Annotated in this window: 17 protein-coding genes; 8 read left to right on the forward strand and 9 right to left on the reverse strand. The window is 57.7% G+C overall.

Annotation, left to right across the window (positions count from 1 at the left end; genetic code table 11):
- Positions 1-76: 76 nt before the first annotated feature.
- Complete coding sequence (locus AB1E37_RS04330) at positions 77-208, reverse strand: hypothetical protein (RefSeq protein WP_004154563.1); 132 nt, start codon at positions 206-208, stop codon at positions 77-79.
- A 210-nt stretch (positions 209-418) separates the two neighbouring features.
- Between AB1E37_RS04330 and kduD the strand changes: the two genes are divergently transcribed.
- Both kduD and AB1E37_RS04340 read left to right on the forward strand, forming a co-directional pair.
- Positions 419-1,180 carry a 2-dehydro-3-deoxy-D-gluconate 5-dehydrogenase KduD gene (kduD, locus tag AB1E37_RS04335; protein ID WP_002916003.1) on the forward strand — a complete coding sequence of 254 codons (762 nt, stop codon included), beginning with the start codon at positions 419-421 and terminating at the stop codon, positions 1,178-1,180.
- 295 nt (positions 1,181-1,475) lie between these two features.
- Positions 1,476-2,897, forward strand: a complete 1,422-nt coding sequence (locus AB1E37_RS04340) for a sugar porter family MFS transporter (protein ID WP_002916001.1) — start codon at positions 1,476-1,478, stop codon at positions 2,895-2,897.
- On the opposite strand, the gene AB1E37_RS04345 is transcribed toward AB1E37_RS04340, so the two are convergent.
- Positions 2,894-3,889 carry a LacI family DNA-binding transcriptional regulator gene (locus AB1E37_RS04345; RefSeq protein WP_004181200.1) on the reverse strand — a complete coding sequence of 332 codons (996 nt, stop codon included), beginning with the start codon at positions 3,887-3,889 and terminating at the stop codon, positions 2,894-2,896. The genes AB1E37_RS04340 and AB1E37_RS04345 overlap by 4 nt on opposite strands.
- A gap of 94 nt (positions 3,890-3,983) precedes the next feature.
- On the opposite strand from AB1E37_RS04345, the gene AB1E37_RS04350 reads away from it, so the two are divergent.
- The 4 genes from AB1E37_RS04350 (at position 3,984) to AB1E37_RS04365 (ending at position 8,290) form a co-directional block, all read left to right on the forward strand.
- Positions 3,984-4,118 carry a hypothetical protein gene (locus tag AB1E37_RS04350; RefSeq protein ID WP_004143987.1) on the forward strand — a complete coding sequence of 45 codons (135 nt, stop codon included), beginning with the start codon at positions 3,984-3,986 and terminating at the stop codon, positions 4,116-4,118.
- A 12-nt stretch (positions 4,119-4,130) separates the two neighbouring features.
- Positions 4,131-5,372 (forward strand): MFS transporter, encoded by a 1,242-nt coding sequence (locus AB1E37_RS04355; protein WP_002916000.1) that lies wholly within the window; start codon positions 4,131-4,133, stop codon positions 5,370-5,372.
- A gap of 19 nt (positions 5,373-5,391) precedes the next feature.
- Positions 5,392-6,825 (forward strand): glycoside hydrolase family 32 protein, encoded by a 1,434-nt coding sequence (locus AB1E37_RS04360; protein WP_032448084.1) that lies wholly within the window; start codon positions 5,392-5,394, stop codon positions 6,823-6,825.
- 121 nt (positions 6,826-6,946) lie between these two features.
- The gene (locus AB1E37_RS04365) at positions 6,947-8,290 is read left to right on the forward strand and encodes a carbohydrate porin (protein WP_004149644.1); all 1,344 of its coding nucleotides are present in this window, start codon (positions 6,947-6,949) and stop codon (positions 8,288-8,290) included.
- Positions 8,291-8,349: 59 nt separating this feature from the next.
- Here AB1E37_RS04365 and AB1E37_RS04370 read toward each other — a convergent pair whose 3' ends face one another.
- The 5 genes from AB1E37_RS04370 to AB1E37_RS04390 form a co-directional block, all read right to left on the reverse strand.
- A complete protein-coding gene (locus tag AB1E37_RS04370; protein WP_002915998.1) occupies positions 8,350-9,636 on the reverse strand; it encodes an ABC transporter substrate-binding protein in 1,287 nt (428 codons plus the stop codon).
- Between the two features lie 16 nt (positions 9,637-9,652).
- Positions 9,653-10,780, reverse strand: a complete 1,128-nt coding sequence (locus AB1E37_RS04375; protein ID WP_004149643.1) for an ABC transporter ATP-binding protein — start codon at positions 10,778-10,780, stop codon at positions 9,653-9,655.
- Positions 10,781-10,792: 12 nt separating this feature from the next.
- Positions 10,793-11,695, reverse strand: a complete 903-nt coding sequence (locus AB1E37_RS04380; protein WP_002915996.1) for a carbohydrate ABC transporter permease — start codon at positions 11,693-11,695, stop codon at positions 10,793-10,795.
- Positions 11,688-12,578, reverse strand: coding sequence for a carbohydrate ABC transporter permease (locus AB1E37_RS04385; protein ID WP_002915995.1), 891 nt, complete (start codon positions 12,576-12,578; stop codon positions 11,688-11,690). Before AB1E37_RS04385 ends, AB1E37_RS04380 begins: the two co-directional genes overlap by 8 nt.
- Positions 12,579-13,030: 452 nt before the next feature.
- Entirely contained in the window at positions 13,031-13,357 is a 327-nt protein-coding gene (locus tag AB1E37_RS04390; protein ID WP_002915993.1) for a cupin domain-containing protein, read from the reverse strand.
- A 139-nt stretch (positions 13,358-13,496) separates the two neighbouring features.
- On the opposite strand from AB1E37_RS04390, the gene AB1E37_RS04395 reads away from it, so the two are divergent.
- Positions 13,497-14,210: an aspartate/glutamate racemase gene (locus AB1E37_RS04395; protein ID WP_032448082.1), complete on the forward strand. Its 714-nt coding sequence runs from the start codon at positions 13,497-13,499 to the stop codon at positions 14,208-14,210.
- Here the strand turns inward: AB1E37_RS04395 and AB1E37_RS04400 are convergent.
- Positions 14,176-15,102 (reverse strand): LysR family transcriptional regulator, encoded by a 927-nt coding sequence (locus AB1E37_RS04400; protein WP_002915991.1) that lies wholly within the window; start codon positions 15,100-15,102, stop codon positions 14,176-14,178. The two genes, AB1E37_RS04395 and AB1E37_RS04400, sit on opposite strands and share 35 nt — an antisense overlap.
- Before the next feature lie 136 nt (positions 15,103-15,238).
- On the opposite strand from AB1E37_RS04400, the gene lysA reads away from it, so the two are divergent.
- Positions 15,239-16,501 (forward strand): diaminopimelate decarboxylase, encoded by a 1,263-nt coding sequence (lysA, locus tag AB1E37_RS04405; RefSeq protein ID WP_002915990.1) that lies wholly within the window; start codon positions 15,239-15,241, stop codon positions 16,499-16,501.
- Here the strand turns inward: lysA and AB1E37_RS04410 are convergent.
- The gene (locus AB1E37_RS04410; protein WP_004229436.1) at positions 16,494-17,495 is read right to left on the reverse strand and encodes a LacI family DNA-binding transcriptional regulator; all 1,002 of its coding nucleotides are present in this window, start codon (positions 17,493-17,495) and stop codon (positions 16,494-16,496) included. The two genes, lysA and AB1E37_RS04410, sit on opposite strands and share 8 nt — an antisense overlap.
- Positions 17,496-17,744: the final 249 nt, after the last annotated feature.

Below are 17,744 nucleotides of genomic sequence, written 5' to 3' on the forward strand. Positions count from 1 at the left end.
AGACGGGTATTAATTTATCAAAACATTGTTTCATTATTTGTGATGGCTCACGCAGTTCAGCGTAATTCCCGCGTTTTCAGCGGGCTGCTGGCTTCGCTTCGGCACCTCTGCAGACAATCGGTTGAATCTTCATCTTTTCAAAACCTTTTCCGGCCTGGCGCGTGCCGGGAGGCTCCTTTGCTTTTTCTTTTTTTGTAATCATCATCATAAAAAATGAAACATCGTTTTAAATAATATTGAAAATGGCTGGGGGCGGGGCTAAGATGGCACCCATCAGCAAAACGGAACTCTGTTTTATTTTCATTATGGTGGGCTATGCCCGAGAGTTCGCCCCACGCTCAGTCGCGCCGCCGGCGCGGACCGGGCCGAGAGAACCTTGCCTGCAAACAGCAGGCTCTGAACGACTAAGGAACATAATATGATTCTTGATGCATTCTCCCTGCAGGGAAAAGTGGCCGTCGTGAGCGGATGCGATACCGGTTTAGGTCAGGGGATGGCCCTCGGGCTGGCGGAAGCGGGCTGCGATATTGTCGGTATCAATATCGTCGAACCGGTGGAGACTATCGAGCGGGTAACCGCGCTGGGACGCCGTTTTCTTAGCCTGACCGCCGACCTGCGCCAGATCGACGGTATTCCTCAGCTTCTGGAGCGGGCGGTGGCGGAGTTCGGCCATATTGATATTCTGGTCAACAATGCCGGCCTGATTCGCCGCGAGGACGCGCTGGCGTTCAGCGAAAAAGACTGGGACGACGTGATGAACCTCAACATCAAGAGCGTATTTTTTATGTCCCAGGCGGCGGCGAAACACTTTATCGCCCAGGGCAGCGGCGGGAAGATCATTAACATCGCCTCCATGCTGTCGTTCCAGGGGGGGATCCGCGTGCCGTCGTATACCGCATCCAAAAGCGCGGTGATGGGCGTCACCCGCCTGCTGGCCAACGAGTGGGCCAAACACAACATCAACGTCAACGCCATCGCCCCGGGGTATATGGCGACCAACAACACCCAGCAGCTGCGCGCCGACGAGCAGCGTAGCAGCGAAATCCTCGATCGCATTCCCGCCGGGCGCTGGGGGCTACCGGCCGATCTGATGGGGCCAGTCGTGTTCCTTGCCTCCTCAGCCTCCGATTACATCAATGGCTACACGGTGGCGGTGGACGGCGGCTGGCTGGCGCGCTAACCGTCCGCGATGGCCGGGGTCTGTCGTATCGCTCCGGCCATCTGAGCAATTATTGTCCATACGCAAAAGTGCGGATCGTCCATACTCCGGAATACGGGTATAATGTTACCGCTCTGTATAAACAGGGTTATTAACTATTGGAAACGCATTTTTTGTTACTTTGAAAGTTTAATGTCCATCACAAAACCCATCCTGCCAGCAATATAGTCCATATCTTTGGCTTATCCTGCCTGACCCATTCATCCACCAGTCACGTACTTTCGTCTTATGTCTTACTCTGTGTGGCAGGAAAAAAATGACTTCAATCAGTAACGACTCTACATTATCGCCGCGGACGCAACGTGATACCCGGCGGATGAACTGGTTTGTTTCCATCGCCGCGGCGGTGGCGGGCTTGCTTTTTGGCCTGGATATCGGCGTGATATCCGGAGCGTTGCCCTTTATAACCGACCATTTCACCTTATCCAGCCAGCTTCAGGAGTGGGTGGTTAGCAGCATGATGTTGGGGGCGGCGATAGGCGCGCTGTTTAACGGCTGGCTGTCGTTCCGCCTTGGCCGTAAATACAGCCTGATGGCGGGGGCCGTACTCTTTGTGGCCGGCTCTATCGGATCCGCTTTTGCCGCCAGCGTGGAGGTGCTGCTGGTGGCCCGCGTGGTGTTGGGCGTGGCAGTCGGGATTGCCTCTTATACCGCGCCGCTGTACCTCTCCGAGATGGCCAGCGAGAACGTGCGCGGGAAAATGATCAGTATGTATCAGCTGATGGTCACCCTTGGCATTGTGCTGGCGTTTCTTTCCGATACCGCCTTTAGCTACAGCGGTAACTGGCGCGCCATGCTGGGCGTGCTGGCGCTGCCGGCGGTGATCCTGATCATTCTGGTCGTCTTTTTGCCGAACAGCCCGCGCTGGCTGGCGGAGAAGGGACGCCATATCGAAGCGGAAGAAGTGCTGCGGATGCTGCGCGATACCTCGGAAAAGGCGCGCGACGAGCTTAACGAGATCCGTGAGAGCCTCAAGCTGAAGCAGGGCGGTTGGGCGTTGTTTAAGGTCAATCGTAACGTGCGCCGGGCGGTGTTCCTGGGCATGCTGCTGCAGGCGATGCAGCAGTTCACCGGCATGAACATCATCATGTACTATGCGCCGCGTATCTTTAAAATGGCGGGCTTTACCACTACTGAACAGCAGATGATCGCCACCCTGGTGGTGGGCCTGACCTTTATGTTTGCCACCTTTATTGCGGTGTTCACAGTGGATAAAGCGGGCCGCAAGCCAGCGCTGAAAATCGGCTTTAGCGTGATGGCGCTGGGCACTCTGGTGCTGGGCTACTGCCTGATGCAGTTCGACAATGGCACCGCATCCAGCGGCCTCTCCTGGCTCTCCGTCGGCATGACCATGATGTGTATTGCCGGGTATGCGATGAGCGCGGCGCCGGTGGTGTGGATCCTCTGCTCCGAGATCCAGCCGCTAAAATGCCGCGACTTCGGTATCACCTGCTCGACCACCACCAACTGGGTGTCGAACATGATCATCGGCGCCACTTTCCTGACGCTGCTTGACGCGATTGGCGCCGCCGGCACCTTCTGGCTCTACACGGCGCTCAACGTGGCCTTTATCGGCATCACCTTCTGGCTGATCCCGGAAACCAAGAATGTCACCCTCGAGCACATTGAGCGCAACCTGATGGCGGGCGAGAAGCTGCGCAACATCGGTAATCGTTAATGTGAGGCGCGCGGCAACCACGGGCTGGCGACTTTGCGCGTCTCCCGATGGTTGTCGCCGTGAATGATATGCAGGGCGCTCAGGCGCCCGATGTCATAATGCGGCAGTTGCACTGTGGAGAGCGGCGGTAGAAACAGATCGCCAATGCCCACCATGTTGTCGTATCCCACGACCGCCACGTCCTGTGGAATGCGTAACCCCTGGCCCAGCAGCGTCTGATAGACCATAAACGCGATGCGATCGTTGCCGCAGATCACTGAGTCAAAGCCAGGTTTACCCTCGCGGATATGCGCCAGCACCACCGCCGGGATATCGTGGTAATGCTCATCGCCCTGGCCCATATACGAATGGCTCAGATGGTCCGGTTCGATACCGGCCTCCCGGCAGGCGCGCTCCAGCCCCAGGCGGCGGCGGATCGTCGCCGGCTGGCTGGCGGGTAAGTGCAGGCACAGCGGACGACGATAGCCAGCGGCAAGCAGGGCTTTCACCGCGTCGTACTGCCCCTGTTCATCGTCCGGGATATAGCTGGCCACCGGCTGGCTGAGGCTTTCGCAGTTGGCCAGCACGCAGGGCAGAGTCAGCAGTTTTTCCGGCAGTGGTACCTGGCGCAGGCCCATGGTGGTAAAGATAATGCCGTCCGGACGATGGGAGAGGAGCAGGTCGACCACCGCTTCCGGACGATCGTCAGAAAACATATTGACCACAAAGCTGTTCCAGCCGTGGGCGCGGGCCGTCTCTTCGATCGAGAGGGTGATCTCCACCGAAAAGGGCGTGGTCACGGTATCCAGCGCCAGCACGCCGATGGTGCTGGGGGTTGCGCGCGCCCCGCGGATCTTCTTCGCCGACAGGTCGGGGACGTAGTTGGTTTCGGCGATGGCGGCCTGCACGCGGGCCAGCGTCTCAGGCTTCAGCCGCTCCGGGGTGTTCAGCGCCCGTGAGACGGTCATCAGAGATACATTCGCCAGTTTTGCTACATCTTTCAGGGACGCCATTTTTTCCTCCGCCATTGCCGCAGAGTACAGGCTATACAACTAAGTCGCTGATGTAAAAGAGTGAAACGATTTTCTGCTATCGCCGTCGTGAGCTATGTTGCGGTTGATTTTTGATCGCGATCGCATCTTCATTATGTTAACGTTAACTTTTGTGATTAACATCATATATCGCAGCGAATCCACCTGCGTTTTGTTTTTTGTTAACGTTACCATAATTGCATTCCTCTAACACGAGAATGTCATGATGAAAGCGCCTCACTCACACAGCTACCCGTTGCTCAGTGCCTTACTGTTTTTCTTTTTCGTGACCTGGTCGTCATCCGGCTCCTTGCTCTCTATTTGGCTTCACCAGGAGGTTGGGCTGAAGGCAGGCGATACCGGTATTATCTATGCCGTACTGTCGGTTTCCGCGCTGTTTGCGCAAGTTTGCTATGGATTTATCCAGGACAAGCTGGGGCTGCGCAAACATCTGCTCTGGTATATCACCGCGCTGCTGATCCTCTCTGGTCCGGCGTATCTGCTGTTCGGCCACCTGCTGAAAATCAACGTCCTGCTGGGCAGCATCTTCGGCGGGATCTATATCGGTTTGACCTTTAACGGCGGCATTGGCGTGCTGGAATCCTACACCGAGCGCGTGGCGCGTCAGAGCCAGTTTGAATTCGGCAGGGCGCGGATGTGGGGCTCGCTGGGCTGGGCGGTGGCCACCTTTTTCGCCGGCCTGCTGTTTAACATCAATCCGCAGCTTAACTTCCTCGTCGCCAGCTGTTCCGGGCTGGTGTTCTTTATCCTGCTGGCGCGTCTGCGGGTCTCCTCGGCGCCGCATGCGATGCAGGAGGCGGTATCGGGCGGTAAGGTGACCCTCGAAGATGCGCTGCGCCTGCTGACGCTGCCGCGCTTTTGGGCGCTGGTCTTCTTCGTCATCGGCACCTGCATTTACGGCGTCTATGACCAGCAGTTCCCGGTCTATTTCTCATCGCAGTTCGCGACCCTGCAGGAAGGCAATGAGATGTATGGCTACCTCAACTCCTTCCAGGTGTTCCTCGAGGCGGCCGGCATGTTCTGCGCGCCGTGGCTGGTGAACCGCATCGGCGCCAAAAACGGTCTGATTTTCGCCGGCATGGTGATGGCGATGCGCATGGTGGCCTCCGGTCTGGTGGAGGGGCCGCTGCTGATCTCCATCACCAAACTGCTGCACGCGGTGGAGTTGCCGATACTGCTGGTGGCTATCTTTAAGTACAACAGCCTCAACTTCGATAAACGTCTCTCCTCCACCCTCTATCTGGTGGGCTTCGCCTGCACCAGCTCGATTATCGCCAGCGTATTGTCGCCGCTGGCGGGCTACAGCTATGAAAAATATGGCTTCGCCCAGTCCTACCTGATCATGGGCCTGCTGGTGTTCTGCACCACCTTTATTTCCATCTTCTTGTTGCGCTCCGGCAAATCCTCCGCCGATCCGCTGGTGTCGCAACCTACCGCTATCTGAATCAAAAAGAGTGAAAATGATGACTTACACAATCTCCCGGGCTGAACAGGTTCTCCAGACACAACGCCAGGCGCTGAATCTGCGCTGGTATCCGCACTATCACCTGGCGGCCCGCGCCGGGTGGATCAACGACCCAAACGGTCTGGTGTGGTTCGACGGCTGGTACCATGCCTTTTATCAACATCACCCGTACTCCACCCAGTGGGGACCGATGCACTGGGGGCACGCGCGCAGTAAGGATCTGGTGCACTGGGAGCATTTGCCGGTAGCCCTGGCGCCGGAGGGCCCGGAGGATAAAGACGGCTGCTTTTCCGGCTCGGCGGTGGTCGATGGCGATACCCTGGCGCTGATTTACACCGGGCATAAGTTCCACGGCGATCCTGGCGACGAAGCCAATCTGTATCAGGTGCAGTGTCTGGCCACCAGCCGCGACGGGATCCACTTTGAGCGTCAGGGGATGGTGGTCGACACCCCGCCGGGTATGCACCACTTCCGTGACCCGAAGGTCTGGCGTGAGGGAGATAGCTGGTACATGATCGTCGGCGCGCGCGAAGGCGATACCGGCCAGGTGCGGCTGTACCGTTCAGCCGATCTGCGCCAGTGGCAGGACGCGGGGGTGCTGGATGAAGCGGAAAGCACCATGGGCTATATGTGGGAGTGCCCGGACTTCTTCACCCTCAACGGCAAACGCGTTCTGATGTTTTCCCCACAGGGGATGCAGGCCGCGGGTTTCAGCAACCGCAATCTGTTCCAGAGCGGCTATCTGATCGGCGAGTGGCAGCCAGGCCAGCATTTTATTCGCCATGGCGAATTCCGGGAGATGGATAACGGCCACGATTTCTATGCCCCGCAAAGCTTCGCCACCCCCGATGGCCGGCGGATCGTGATTGGCTGGCTGGATATGTGGGAATCGCCGCTGCCGGAGCAGCAGGACGGCTGGGCGGGCATGCTCTCCCTGCCGCGCGAGCTGAGCCTGAGCGCGGATGACCGCCTGCAGATGCGCCCGGCGAAAGAAGTGGAGAGCCTGCGCGGCGCCTGGTTCCCGTGGCCGGTCAGCACCCTGAACAACCAGCAGACGACGATGGTCGACAACTGCGAGGCGATGGAGGTGAATCTGCGCTGGGACTGCGCCCGCAGCAGCGCCGAGCAGTATGGTCTGCGCTTTGGCGATGGCCTGCGCATCTACGTGGATGCCCAACAGCAGCGTCTGGTGCTGGAGCGGCATTATCCGCAGTATGGCCTGTGCGGGACGCGCAGCGTGCCGTTGACCGCCGGGGCGGATCTCAACCTGCGAATATTTTTCGATAGCTCTTCGGTGGAGGTTTTTGTCAATGACGGCGAAGCCTGCCTGAGCAGCCGTATCTATCCGCAGGCTCCCCACCGTGAATTAGCGTTATTTGCCTGGAGCGGCTCGGCGGCATTAACCGAAGCCGGCGCCTGGCAGCTCGAATAATAATAAGGCTGTTGTCGTTAATAACCCGTCTTTGACGATGGGCGGGTTATTATTGCCTGCATCGTCGTGCGTTACCCATTAATAAAAAATTCAGTTCATTCCATAATAAAAGGGTTTACCGATGAATAAAATCTGGGTCGGGTGTTTTCTGACGTCTCTGTATCTGCCATCCGTTATGGCGCAGGCGCCGTTATCGCTGGAGGAGCGACTGGCGCAAATGGAGCAGCGGCTAAAGGCGACGGAGGCGCGCGCCGCCAGCGCAGAGGCGGAAATTAAGACGCTGAAAGGCCAGCAGCAGGCCGCGACGGTCGCCCGCGCGGCGCCTGCTTCGCCGCGTTTGCAGCTAAATGACAATGGCGAATTAAAATTTTATGGCGACGTCGAATTTAACCTCGATGGCGCCAGTCGCACCGGCAGTCTGACGTCGGTCAAAACCAGCGCGAATAAAAGCTGGGCGCCCGGCGATAAAGAGCGCTGGGATATTAACGGTCGTATTCTGCTGGGTTTCGATGGCAGACGGAATGGCGCCGACGGGCAATATGCCGGATTCAGCGTGCAGCCTCTGGCGGATATGGATGGCAAAATGAATCTTGATGATGCGGTATTTTTCTTCGGCCAGCAGGATGACTGGAAAATAAAAATAGGCCGCTTTGAAGCATGGGATATGTTCCCGCTGAATCAGGATACTTTTATTGAATATTCAGGTAATACCGCCAACGATCTCTATTCCGATGGCTATGGCTATATTTACATGATGAAAGAGGGGCGCGGGCGCAGCAGCAGCGGCGGTAACCTTCTGTTTAGCAAAACGGTGGATAACTGGTATTTCGAAGTTAACACCCTGGTGGAGGACGGCAGTTCGCTGTTTGTCGATCAGAACTATCATGGTAACGCGCTGGAAAACCGCAAAAATGTGGTGTACGTGCGGCCGGTGGCGGCGTGGCAGTCCGGCGCCTGGTCGGCGGCCGCGGCGATAGAGAGCAATCTCGTCAACAACGCTTACGGCTATCAGAGCCAGAGCGGACGCTGGGTCGACCAGTCAAACCGCACCGGCTACGGGCTGACCATGAGCTGGAACACCCTGAAAAGCGATCCGCAGGATGGGGCGGTGGTTAATCTGAGTACCGCCCTGCTGGACGCGGCGGACGAAACCGACTTCAGCGCCGGGATCAACGCCCTTTGGCATCGCGTGGAGCTGGGCTATATCTATGCGCACAATAAAATCGACCAGTTCAATATGGCCGGGGTGACCAGCGAATGCGATGGCGATTGCGCTATCCTGGCGCCGGGGCGCTATGACATCCATACCCTGCACACCTCCTGGCAGTTGCCGAATATCATGGCGATGCCGAACTTCAATATTTACCTTGGCGCCTATGCCTCGTGGCTCGATTCCACGGCAGCGAAGAGCGGGAATCCCGATGAACGCTACGGCGCCCGGGTGCGCTTTAAATATTTCTTCTGACAGGGCCGTCTGGCAGACCCTCCCGCGGCGTGCGCCGCGGGAGAGTTCAGACGGGCAGGTTAGCGCATCGCGCGGCGCAGAATGCGGTCGGTCTGGCGCTGGAAGTCCTCGGCCGCTTCTTCCACCGACTTTTTACCGTAGTCGATGTACTGCAGGGTGGTGCCGAACTGGGCGACGATCTGCGGATCGTCGAAGTACGGGGAGACCGGCAGAGCGGTGGGCAGGGATTGCGCCAGCTTCAGGCCGGACACCGCCGGATCGTCGGCTTTGATTACCCCATCCTCGGTCAGGTAGGTGACCGCCGCTTTACTCAGCGGCACGCCGCGCTCCAGTCCAAGAATATCCACCCCTTCTTTGCTGTTCAGCAGGAAGTTAATCACTTTCGCCGCCGCCTGCGGGTTTTTCGTCGATTTGCCAATCGACAACATTTGCGCGGGCTTGAAGAACAGTCCGGCATCGGTGGCGCCCGGCAGCATCGGGTATTCCCCCAGCACCAGCTTCGCCGGCGGCTTCAGGTTATCGGAATATTTGTTGATGGTGGAGTTCCACATGTAGGTCCCGCCCCATTCGCCCTGGATCCACGGCTTCATTTCGTACATGTTGCTCTTGCCGAAGGAGGCATAGTAGCGGGTGTCCGGCATCACATGGCTGTCGATAAGCTTCTTATACATACCGAAGAAATCCGCCCACTGCGCTTTGCTGTAGGAGAATTTTCGCCCTTTCTCATCGATGGCCGGCTGATTGTATTTTTGCACCATATAAGAGTTGAGCAGGGCCAGCACGTCCTGGTGTTCGAGCACCACCGGGTAGTACTGTTTCCCGAGCTTGCTTTCGAAAGTTTTTCCCGCCGCCATGAGTTCATCCCAGGTTTTCGGGAAGGGGATGCCCGCCTTTTTCCATGCTTCGTCGTTAAAGTAGAAGACGCGGGCGGTGACGGAAATTGGAATACCGTTAAGCTTGCCGTTGACCGTGGTGGACTGCAGTTCTTTGGCGTCGAACTGGCTGAGGTCGATCTCGTCTTTCAGGGTATTCAGATCGTAAAAGCCATCGCCATTTTTCGAAAAGATCGGCAGCCAGTTCCAGTTGGTCTGCATCACGTCAGGCTCGGTACCGCCGGCAATCTGGGTGGTCAGGCGTGAAAGATGGCCGTCCCAGCCGGTGTATTCTGCTTTGACGTTGATGTCTGGGTTTTGTTTGTGGAATTCCTCCAGCGCCTTGAGGGTGACCTGATGGCGGCCGTTGCCCCCCCACCAGGACATACGCAGGTCGACATCCTGCGCTAGCGAAGAGAAGGCGCTAAGGCCCAGGGTGGCGGAGAGGGTGGCGCTTATCAGCACGTTTTTCATTGTTATGCTCCAGGGTTCACAGAGAGAGGTTCTGTTCGGTTTTGGCGTCAAAGATGTGACACTTGTTGAGATCAAAGGTGAAATAGACTTTGCGATTCAGTCCCTTGGCAATCATCGGCTTCGCATCGTCCGACGGCACGCGGGCGGTCAGCTCATAATCAGCAACCCTGAGATAAACAAAGAATTCATGTCCCATGTTTTCTACGCGTACCATTTCACCCGCGCAGGAACCTTCGGCAAACGGTTCATCGGAGAGAGAGACAAACTCCGGGCGCACGCCAAAGAACACCTGCTGATTCTTATGGGTTTCAACTTTGCTTTGCAGCCGATCGTTGAGCGGCAGCCGCTGATCGCCCAGCGTCAAATGCAGGCGACCACCGTGCTCAACCAACTGGCTGGGACGAATATTCATCTCCGGCGCGCCGATAAACCCGGCGACAAACATATTTTTCGGCTGGTGGTAGAGATTGTCCGGGGTATCAACCTGCATAATGTGGCCGAGCTTCATCACGCAGATGCGGTCGCCCATGGTCATCGCTTCCGTCTGATCGTGGGTGACGTAGACGGTGGTCGCCGGTTTGCCAGATTTTTTCAACTGCTTATGCAGATCGGAAATGCGGATCCGCATCGAGGCGCGCAACTTGGCGTCAAGGTTGGAGAGCGGTTCGTCGAACAGGAAGACGTCCGGTTTTTTGACGATCGCCCGGCCCACCGCCACGCGCTGCGCCTGGCCACCGGAGAGCTGGCGCGGCAGGCGATCGAGCAGTTCTTCCAGTTCGAGAATTTTCGCCGCTTCTTCCACCTGTCTGTCGATTTGCGCTTTCGGCAGCTTGCTCAGCTTCAGGCCGAAGGCGAGGTTTTCGCGCACCGTCATATGCGGATAGAGGGCGTAGTTCTGGAACACCATCGCGATGCCACGGGATTTAGGCGCCAGGTTGTTGACGATTTTGTCCCCAATCCGCACCTCGCCGCCGCTGATGGTCTCCAGGCCCGCCAGCATGCGCAGGGTGGTCGATTTGGCGCAGCCGGAGGGGCCGACGATCACCATAAATTCGCCATCGGCAATCTTCAGGTCGATACCATGCACCGCTTTAAACCCGTTGGAGTAGACTTTTTCCAGTTTGTTGAAAATCACTTCAGCCATGATATTTCCCTCTTAACCTTTGATTCCGCTGCTGGTCACGCCCTGCACGAAGTAGCGTTGAGCCAGGAAGAAGACAATGATGGACGGCAGAATGGAGATGCTCGCCATTGCCAGAATTTCGTTCCACGGCGCGCCTTCCGTGACGTCGATAGACATTTTTAGCGCCAGCGCGATGGGATACTTATCGACGCTGTAGACGTAGATCAGCGGACCGATAAAGTCGTTCATCGACCACATAAACTGGAACAGCGCCACCGAGATAATGGCCGGCTTGAGGATCGGCACCACCACATACCACAGCACCTGGATGGAGTTGCAGCCGTCGATCTGCGCCGCCTCTTCCATATCGCGCGGCACGCCGCGCAGAAACTGGATCAGCATGAAGACGAAGAATCCCTGGGTGGCGAAGGCCAGCGGCAAGTACAGCGGCAGATAGCTGTTCAGCATCCCCATTTCGCGGAACATCAGGTACTGCGGGATCAGCAGGACGGTGCTCGGCAGCAACATGGTGGTGATAAGCGTTGCGAACCAGAACTTCTTCCACGGGATCTCAAAGCGTGCGAAGCCGTACGCCACGATGGTGGAGGAAATGATCGTTAACACCACTTTCGGGATCACATACTTAAAGGTGTTCAGCATATAGTGGCCGAAATGGTATTCGGTGCCGGTCTTCCAGCCGTTGATAAACCCGTCCCAGGTGGCGTGGGCAGGCCACAGCCCGAGGGTGGTGAAGATCTCATGGTTCGGCTTGAACGAGGCGGAGAACATCCACGCCAGCGGGTAGAGCATCAGCAGGCCGACGAATATCAGCACGACGTAGCGCACCACCCGGCTCACCTTTTCCCGGCGCAGCGTACGGGCGACCTCACGATCGGCGTCGCTCATCACCGGCGCCATCTGTTGAATATCAGCCATTTTTGCCTCCCTTATCGGCGGAGTAGAAGACCCAGTATTTCGATGACTTAAAGGCGATCGACGCAAAGACCGCCACGACGAGGAACAGCACCCACGCCAGCGCGGCGCCATAGCCCATGTCGAAGTACTTAAAGGCGGTATCGTAGATATAGAGTGAGAAGAGGTAGGTGTAATAGGTCGGACCGCCGCCGGTTATCACGTACGGGCCGGTAAACTCCTGGAACGCCTGGGTGGTCTGCATAATAAAGTTGAAGAAAATCACCGGGGTGATCAGCGGCACGGTGACCTTCATGAACATCTGCCACTTTGAGGCGCCGTCAATCATTGCCGCCTCATACTGCGACTGCGGAACGTTCTGCAGCGCGGCGAGGAAGATGACCATCGCGGAGCCAAACTGCCAGACGCGCAGCAGGGTGACCGACATCAGCGCCAGGGAGGGTTCCCCCAGCCAGTTGATGGCATCGATGCCAAAGACGGCGAGAAAACTGTTCAGCAGGCCGTCAATGGCGAACAGGGCGCGCCACAGCACGGCAATCGCCACCGAGCTGCCGAGGATCGACGGAATGTAGTAGGCGGTGCGGAAAAAGCCGATGCCGCGCAGTTTGAAATTGAGCACAAAAGCAATGCCGAGGGCGAAAGCCAGTTTTAAGGGGATGGTTAAAAAGACGTAGGCAAAGGTCACCCCCATCGATTTCCAGAACAGGCTATCCTCGGTCAACATATAGCGATAGTTTTCGATGCCGTTAAATACCGGCGGGCTCATCAAGTCGTACTCGGTAAAACTGAGAAAGAAAGATGAAACAAAGGGAAAAGCGGTAAAGACGATCAGCCCGATGATATAGGGCGATATCCATGCCAATCCCAGCAGCTTGTTTTCATTCATACATACCTACCTGGCTTACGAGTTGTAATACGGATCCGGTGACACCGCGCTGTCGGCCTTTTACGCCTGACAACGCAAAAATGTCTGAACGCTTCCTCTGCTTAACATGTCCTTGTTAATTAATGGGTTATTCTTTAACTGGTCTAGCAGGTAAGGGCTGTCAGCCCCTTTTTTTATGCTGAACTGTTTTTTATAAAACACCGTTTTAATTTCATTTTATTGCGATTTGTTTCTGCGTCATGCAGATCAGGATGGAAATGTGATCAAAGTCGAAACGATGTTTCAAAAAGGTGAGGTGGTAAGCATTTTGGCCGTAAAGGGCGCCTGAAAGGAATGAAAAATTAGGCTTAACTGAGCGGGAAATATTATTACCAGGATAATGATTGTGACAGCATCTTTTTATTGAAGGGCGCCGGGCAGTAACCGGGGACGGCGAACGCCCCCGTTATGGATTAGCCTTCAAGAAAATCTTCGCGAATGGGAGTAAAGGTATCGAGCAGCGTGCCGGGCTGCAGGCAGACGCAACCGTGCATAATCCCCGGCCGCTTATACAACGTATCGCCGGCGCTGACGACGCGCGTCTCCTCGCCGATGGTGAACTCGAACTCGCCGGAAAGCACATAGGTGAGCTGTTCGTGAGGATGGTTATGCATCGGGCCGACGGCGCCGGCGGCAAAATTCACCTCCACGGCCATCATTTTGCCGTCGTGGGCCAGAATGCGGCGGGTTACGCCATTGCCGAGGTCTTCAAGGGTGGTGTCTTTATGAAAAATAAACATCGGGCGATCCTGTTGTTAAAGTGAAATATTGTTTCATTTAACTTATCCCACTCTTCATGAAAAAGAAATACGCGGCCAGAGAAGTGGAAAGTTGATCACAAGTTTGCTTCACTGGCAGAAACGACATAAGGAGCAGAAGATGAAAACCATTGGCCTGTTAGGCGGCATGAGCTGGGAGTCCACGATCCCCTATTATCGGTTGATCAATGAGGGCGTTAAGGCGCGACTGGGCGGCCTGCACTCTGCCAACCTGGTGCTGCACAGCGTCGATTTTCACGACATCGAAGCCTGCCAGTCCGCCGGCGACTGGGATCGCGCCGGGGAGATCCTTGCTGAGGCCGCGGTCGGGCTGCAGCAGGCGGGGGCCGAAGGCATTGTCCTGTGCACCAACACTATGCATAAAGTCGCAGATGCCATCGCCGCCCGCTGCCAGGTTCCCTTCCTGCATATTGCCGATGCCACCGGACGGGCGATTGCCGCCAAAGGTCAGCGCCGGGTCGCGCTGCTGGGCACCCGCTATACCATGGAGCAGACCTTTTACCGCGGTCGTCTGCAGGAGCAGTTTGCCATCGAGACGCTGATCCCTGAGGCTGACGATCGGGCGCAGATCAATCAGATCATCTTCGACGAACTTTGTCTCGGCACCTTCAGCGAGGCGTCGCGGGATTATTATCTGCAGACGATCGCCGCCCTGGCGGAGCAGGGGGCGGAAGGGGTTATTTTCGGCTGTACGGAGATTGGCCTGCTGGTGCCTGCCGAGCTCAGCCCGCTGCCGGTCTTTGACACCGCGGCGATCCACGCGGAAGACGCGGTCAACTTTATGCTCTCTGCAGGACCGACGCCAGCGGCGTGAGGATCTGCGGCAGACTCTGCTGCAGGTGGGCAACAAAGGCGTCGACCAGCGCCGAGCGCGGGCGGTGGAGAGGGCGGATCAGGCTGACGGTAAACGGCACCTCGACGCTGAAGCGGCGCACCACCACGCCGCTATCGGCATAGTCCAGGGCGGTTAACGGATTCACCACCGAGATCCCGGCGCCGGCGCGCACCATGGCGCAGATCGAGGCCGCGCTGTGGGTTTCGACCACCATCCGCCGTTTAACCTGATGCTCAAGGAACAGGGCGTCGAGCAGCTGGCGATAGCTGTCGGTGCGCGACAGGCTGATGTAGTTTTCGCCCTGAAAATCGGCGGGGGTCAGCGTCGCCTGCGCCGCCAGCGGATGGCCGGCGGGCAGCACGCAGACTTCATTCAGCGTCAGCAGCGGGGTGCGTTCGGTGCCCGCGGGGGTATGCAGGGTCTCCGTCAGGCCAAGGTCATGGCGCTGGGCGGAGAGCCACTCCTCCAGCAGCGGCGACTCCTGGGGGACGATCTGCAGGCTGACCTCCGGGTAGCGAGCGAGAAACGGCGGCAACAGCAGCGGCAGAAAGGACTGGGAAAACACCGGCAGACAGGCGATCGACAGCTCGCCCTGGCGGAACTCGCGCAGGCTCTCGGCGGCGCTGACGATACGGTCCAGGCCATACCAGGAGCGCTGAACCTCCTCAAACAAACGCAGGCCCTGCACCGTCGGCTGCAGGCGACCGCGGGTCCGCTCAAACAGTTGCAGGCCGAGCACCTTCTCAAAGCGCGCCAGCTCGCGACTGACCGTGGGTTGCGAGGTGTGCAGCATCCGCGCCGCTTCGGTCAGGTTGCCGGTGGTCATCACCGCGTGAAAGATTTCGATATGACGCAAATTGACGGCTGGCATGCGGTCTCCGTGAGGCTCGGCTGGAACCATATCATTTTTGCATAGAGTCGCGATAAAACGATATTTTTTATTCGTCTGTCACTGTGGCGTAATCAGAAAAAACAGCGACCAACACACGCACTGCACCGGAGTTCTTATGCCACACTCGCTTTACGCCACCGATACTGACCTGACCGCGGACAACCTGCTGCGCCTGCCGGCGGAATTTGGCTGCCCGGTCTGGGTCTATGATGCGCAGATTATTCGCCGCCAGATAGCCCAGCTCAGCCAGTTCGACGTGGTGCGTTTTGCGCAAAAAGCCTGCTCTAACATTCATATTCTGCGTCTGATGCGTGAGCAGGGGGTGAAGGTGGACTCGGTGTCGCTGGGGGAGATCGAGCGGGCGCTGGCGGCAGGCTACGATCCGCAGCAGAATCCAGAGGATATCGTCTTTACCGCCGATCTGATCGACGACGCCACCCTCGATCGGGTGAAGGCGTTACAGATCCCGGTGAACGCCGGCTCGATCGACATGCTGAGCCAGCTGGGCGAGGTGTCGCCGGGCCATCGCGTCTGGCTGCGCGTCAACCCGGGATTTGGTCACGGCCACAGCCAGAAAACCAATACCGGCGGTGAGAATAGCAAGCATGGCATCTGGTACAGCCACCTGCCGGCGGCGCTGGAAGTGATGCGTCGCTATCAGCTGCAGCTGGTCGGGATCCATATGCATATCGGCTCTGGCGTTGACTATGGTCACCTGGAGCAGGTGTGCGGCGCGATGGTGCGCCAGGTCGTCGACTTTGGCCAGGATCTGCAGGCCATCTCCGCCGGCGGCGGTCTGTCGATTCCTTACCGCGAAGGTGAAGAGGCCATCGACACCGCCCACTATTATGGCCTGTGGAACCGCGCCCGGGAGCAGATCGCGGCCCATCTGGGGCACCCGGTGAAACTGGAGATTGAGCCAGGACGCTTCCTGGTGGCCGAGTCCGGCGTGCTGGTGTCGCAGGTGCGCAGCGTGAAAGAGATGGGCAGCCGTCACTTCGTGCTGATTGACGCCGGCTTTAACGACCTGATGCGCCCGGCAATGTACGGTAGCTACCACCATATCACCGCTCTGGCGGGGGATGGCCGGGATCTCAGCGCCGCGCCGCAGGTCGAAACCGTGGTGGCCGGGCCGCTGTGCGAATCCGGGGATGTGTTTACCCAGCAGGAGGGGGGCAAAGTCGAGACCCGCCTGCTGCCGGCGGTGGCGCCTGGGGATTATCTGGTGCTCCATGACACCGGCGCCTACGGGGCTTCGATGTCGTCCAACTATAACAGCCGTCCGCTGCTGCCGGAGGTGCTGTTTGATGGCGGCAAGGCGCGGCTGATCCGCCGTCGCCAGACCATCCAGGAGCTGCTGGCCTTAGAGCTTATTTAAAAAAAGGTCCCGTCGTCACCGACTCGCGAAGCACCAGCGTGCCGGTAAACGGCGGGATCGTTTCTATCGGCTGCTGATTGGCAAGCTTGATCGCCTGGTCGATAGCCGTAGTGATCATGTTGTCGATCGGCAGATAAACCGTCGACAGCCCCGGCTCCAGCCATTTCGCGCTTGGCGCATCGTCGAAGCCAAACAGCGACACATCCTGTGGAATACGCAGCCCCGCCTGATGCAGCGCCTTTGACGCCCCCAGCGCCATATCATCGTTACAGGAAAACAGCGCGCTGAAGCGGGCTTTCTCGTCCAGCAGTTCCCGGCACAGTTCGTAGCCGCGGGTCATCGTCGAGTCCCCATACTTCACCCGGCTCGGATCCCACTCAATACCATGTTTTATCAGCGCGTTGCGGTAGCCCTGCAGGCGAGCCTGGCCGGTAGGGGTATGCATCGGGACGGTGATGCAGGCGATATCGCGGTGGCCCTGGGTAATCAGATACTCCACGGCCTGGAAGGCGGCTTCCTGCTGTTCGAAGAACACGCAGCGTTCGCGGGCCTGCGCCACATCGCGGTTAATCACCACCAGCGGCATGGCGATCGAGTTAATCAGCGACATGATCGCCTTCTCGCTCATGTGCCGGGTATAGAGGATGATCGCATCGCACTGCCGGTCGGCGAGCATCTGCACCGCTTCCTCTTCGCGCTCCGGCGTATCATGGCCGTCGGTGACGATAAGCTGCTTTCCCCAGGCTTCGGTCTGGCGTGACGCCTGCTGCAGCAGACGGCCAAAGTAAAAGCCGTCAAAGGTGGAGACGACCAGCCCGATACTATTGCTGGTCTGATTGGCCAGCGAGCGGGCAAGGAAATTGGGCCGGTAGCCCAGCTCTTCCATCGCTTTAAAGACCTGTTGGCGGGTGCTCTCTTTCACCTGACCTGTGCCGTTCAACACGCGGGAAACCGTCGCTTTCGAGACGCCTGCGCGAATTGAGACATCCAGCATTGTAGCCATTCATCGATTCCTGATTTCACGTGGTAAAGCGCAGTTTATCACAGACCGAAAAGGGACATATCGACGGGGCGGGGCGGAAAAACCATCGCGATCACGCTTTTGGCAGGAACTGACGAGCCGACAGACTCTGGTATGCCAATGTCGATTTTATCGGATATTTGGGATACCACTGTGCGCGTTGCGAGCGCTGTCACAGAACTATTTTTGCCTGGCGACTATGTTTTGGTATGCCAAAAGTCT

Origin of the sequence: Klebsiella sp. Shm-1 (assembly GCF_040804525.1) — a bacterium.
Lineage (GTDB): Bacteria > Pseudomonadota > Gammaproteobacteria > Enterobacterales > Enterobacteriaceae > Klebsiella > Klebsiella pneumoniae.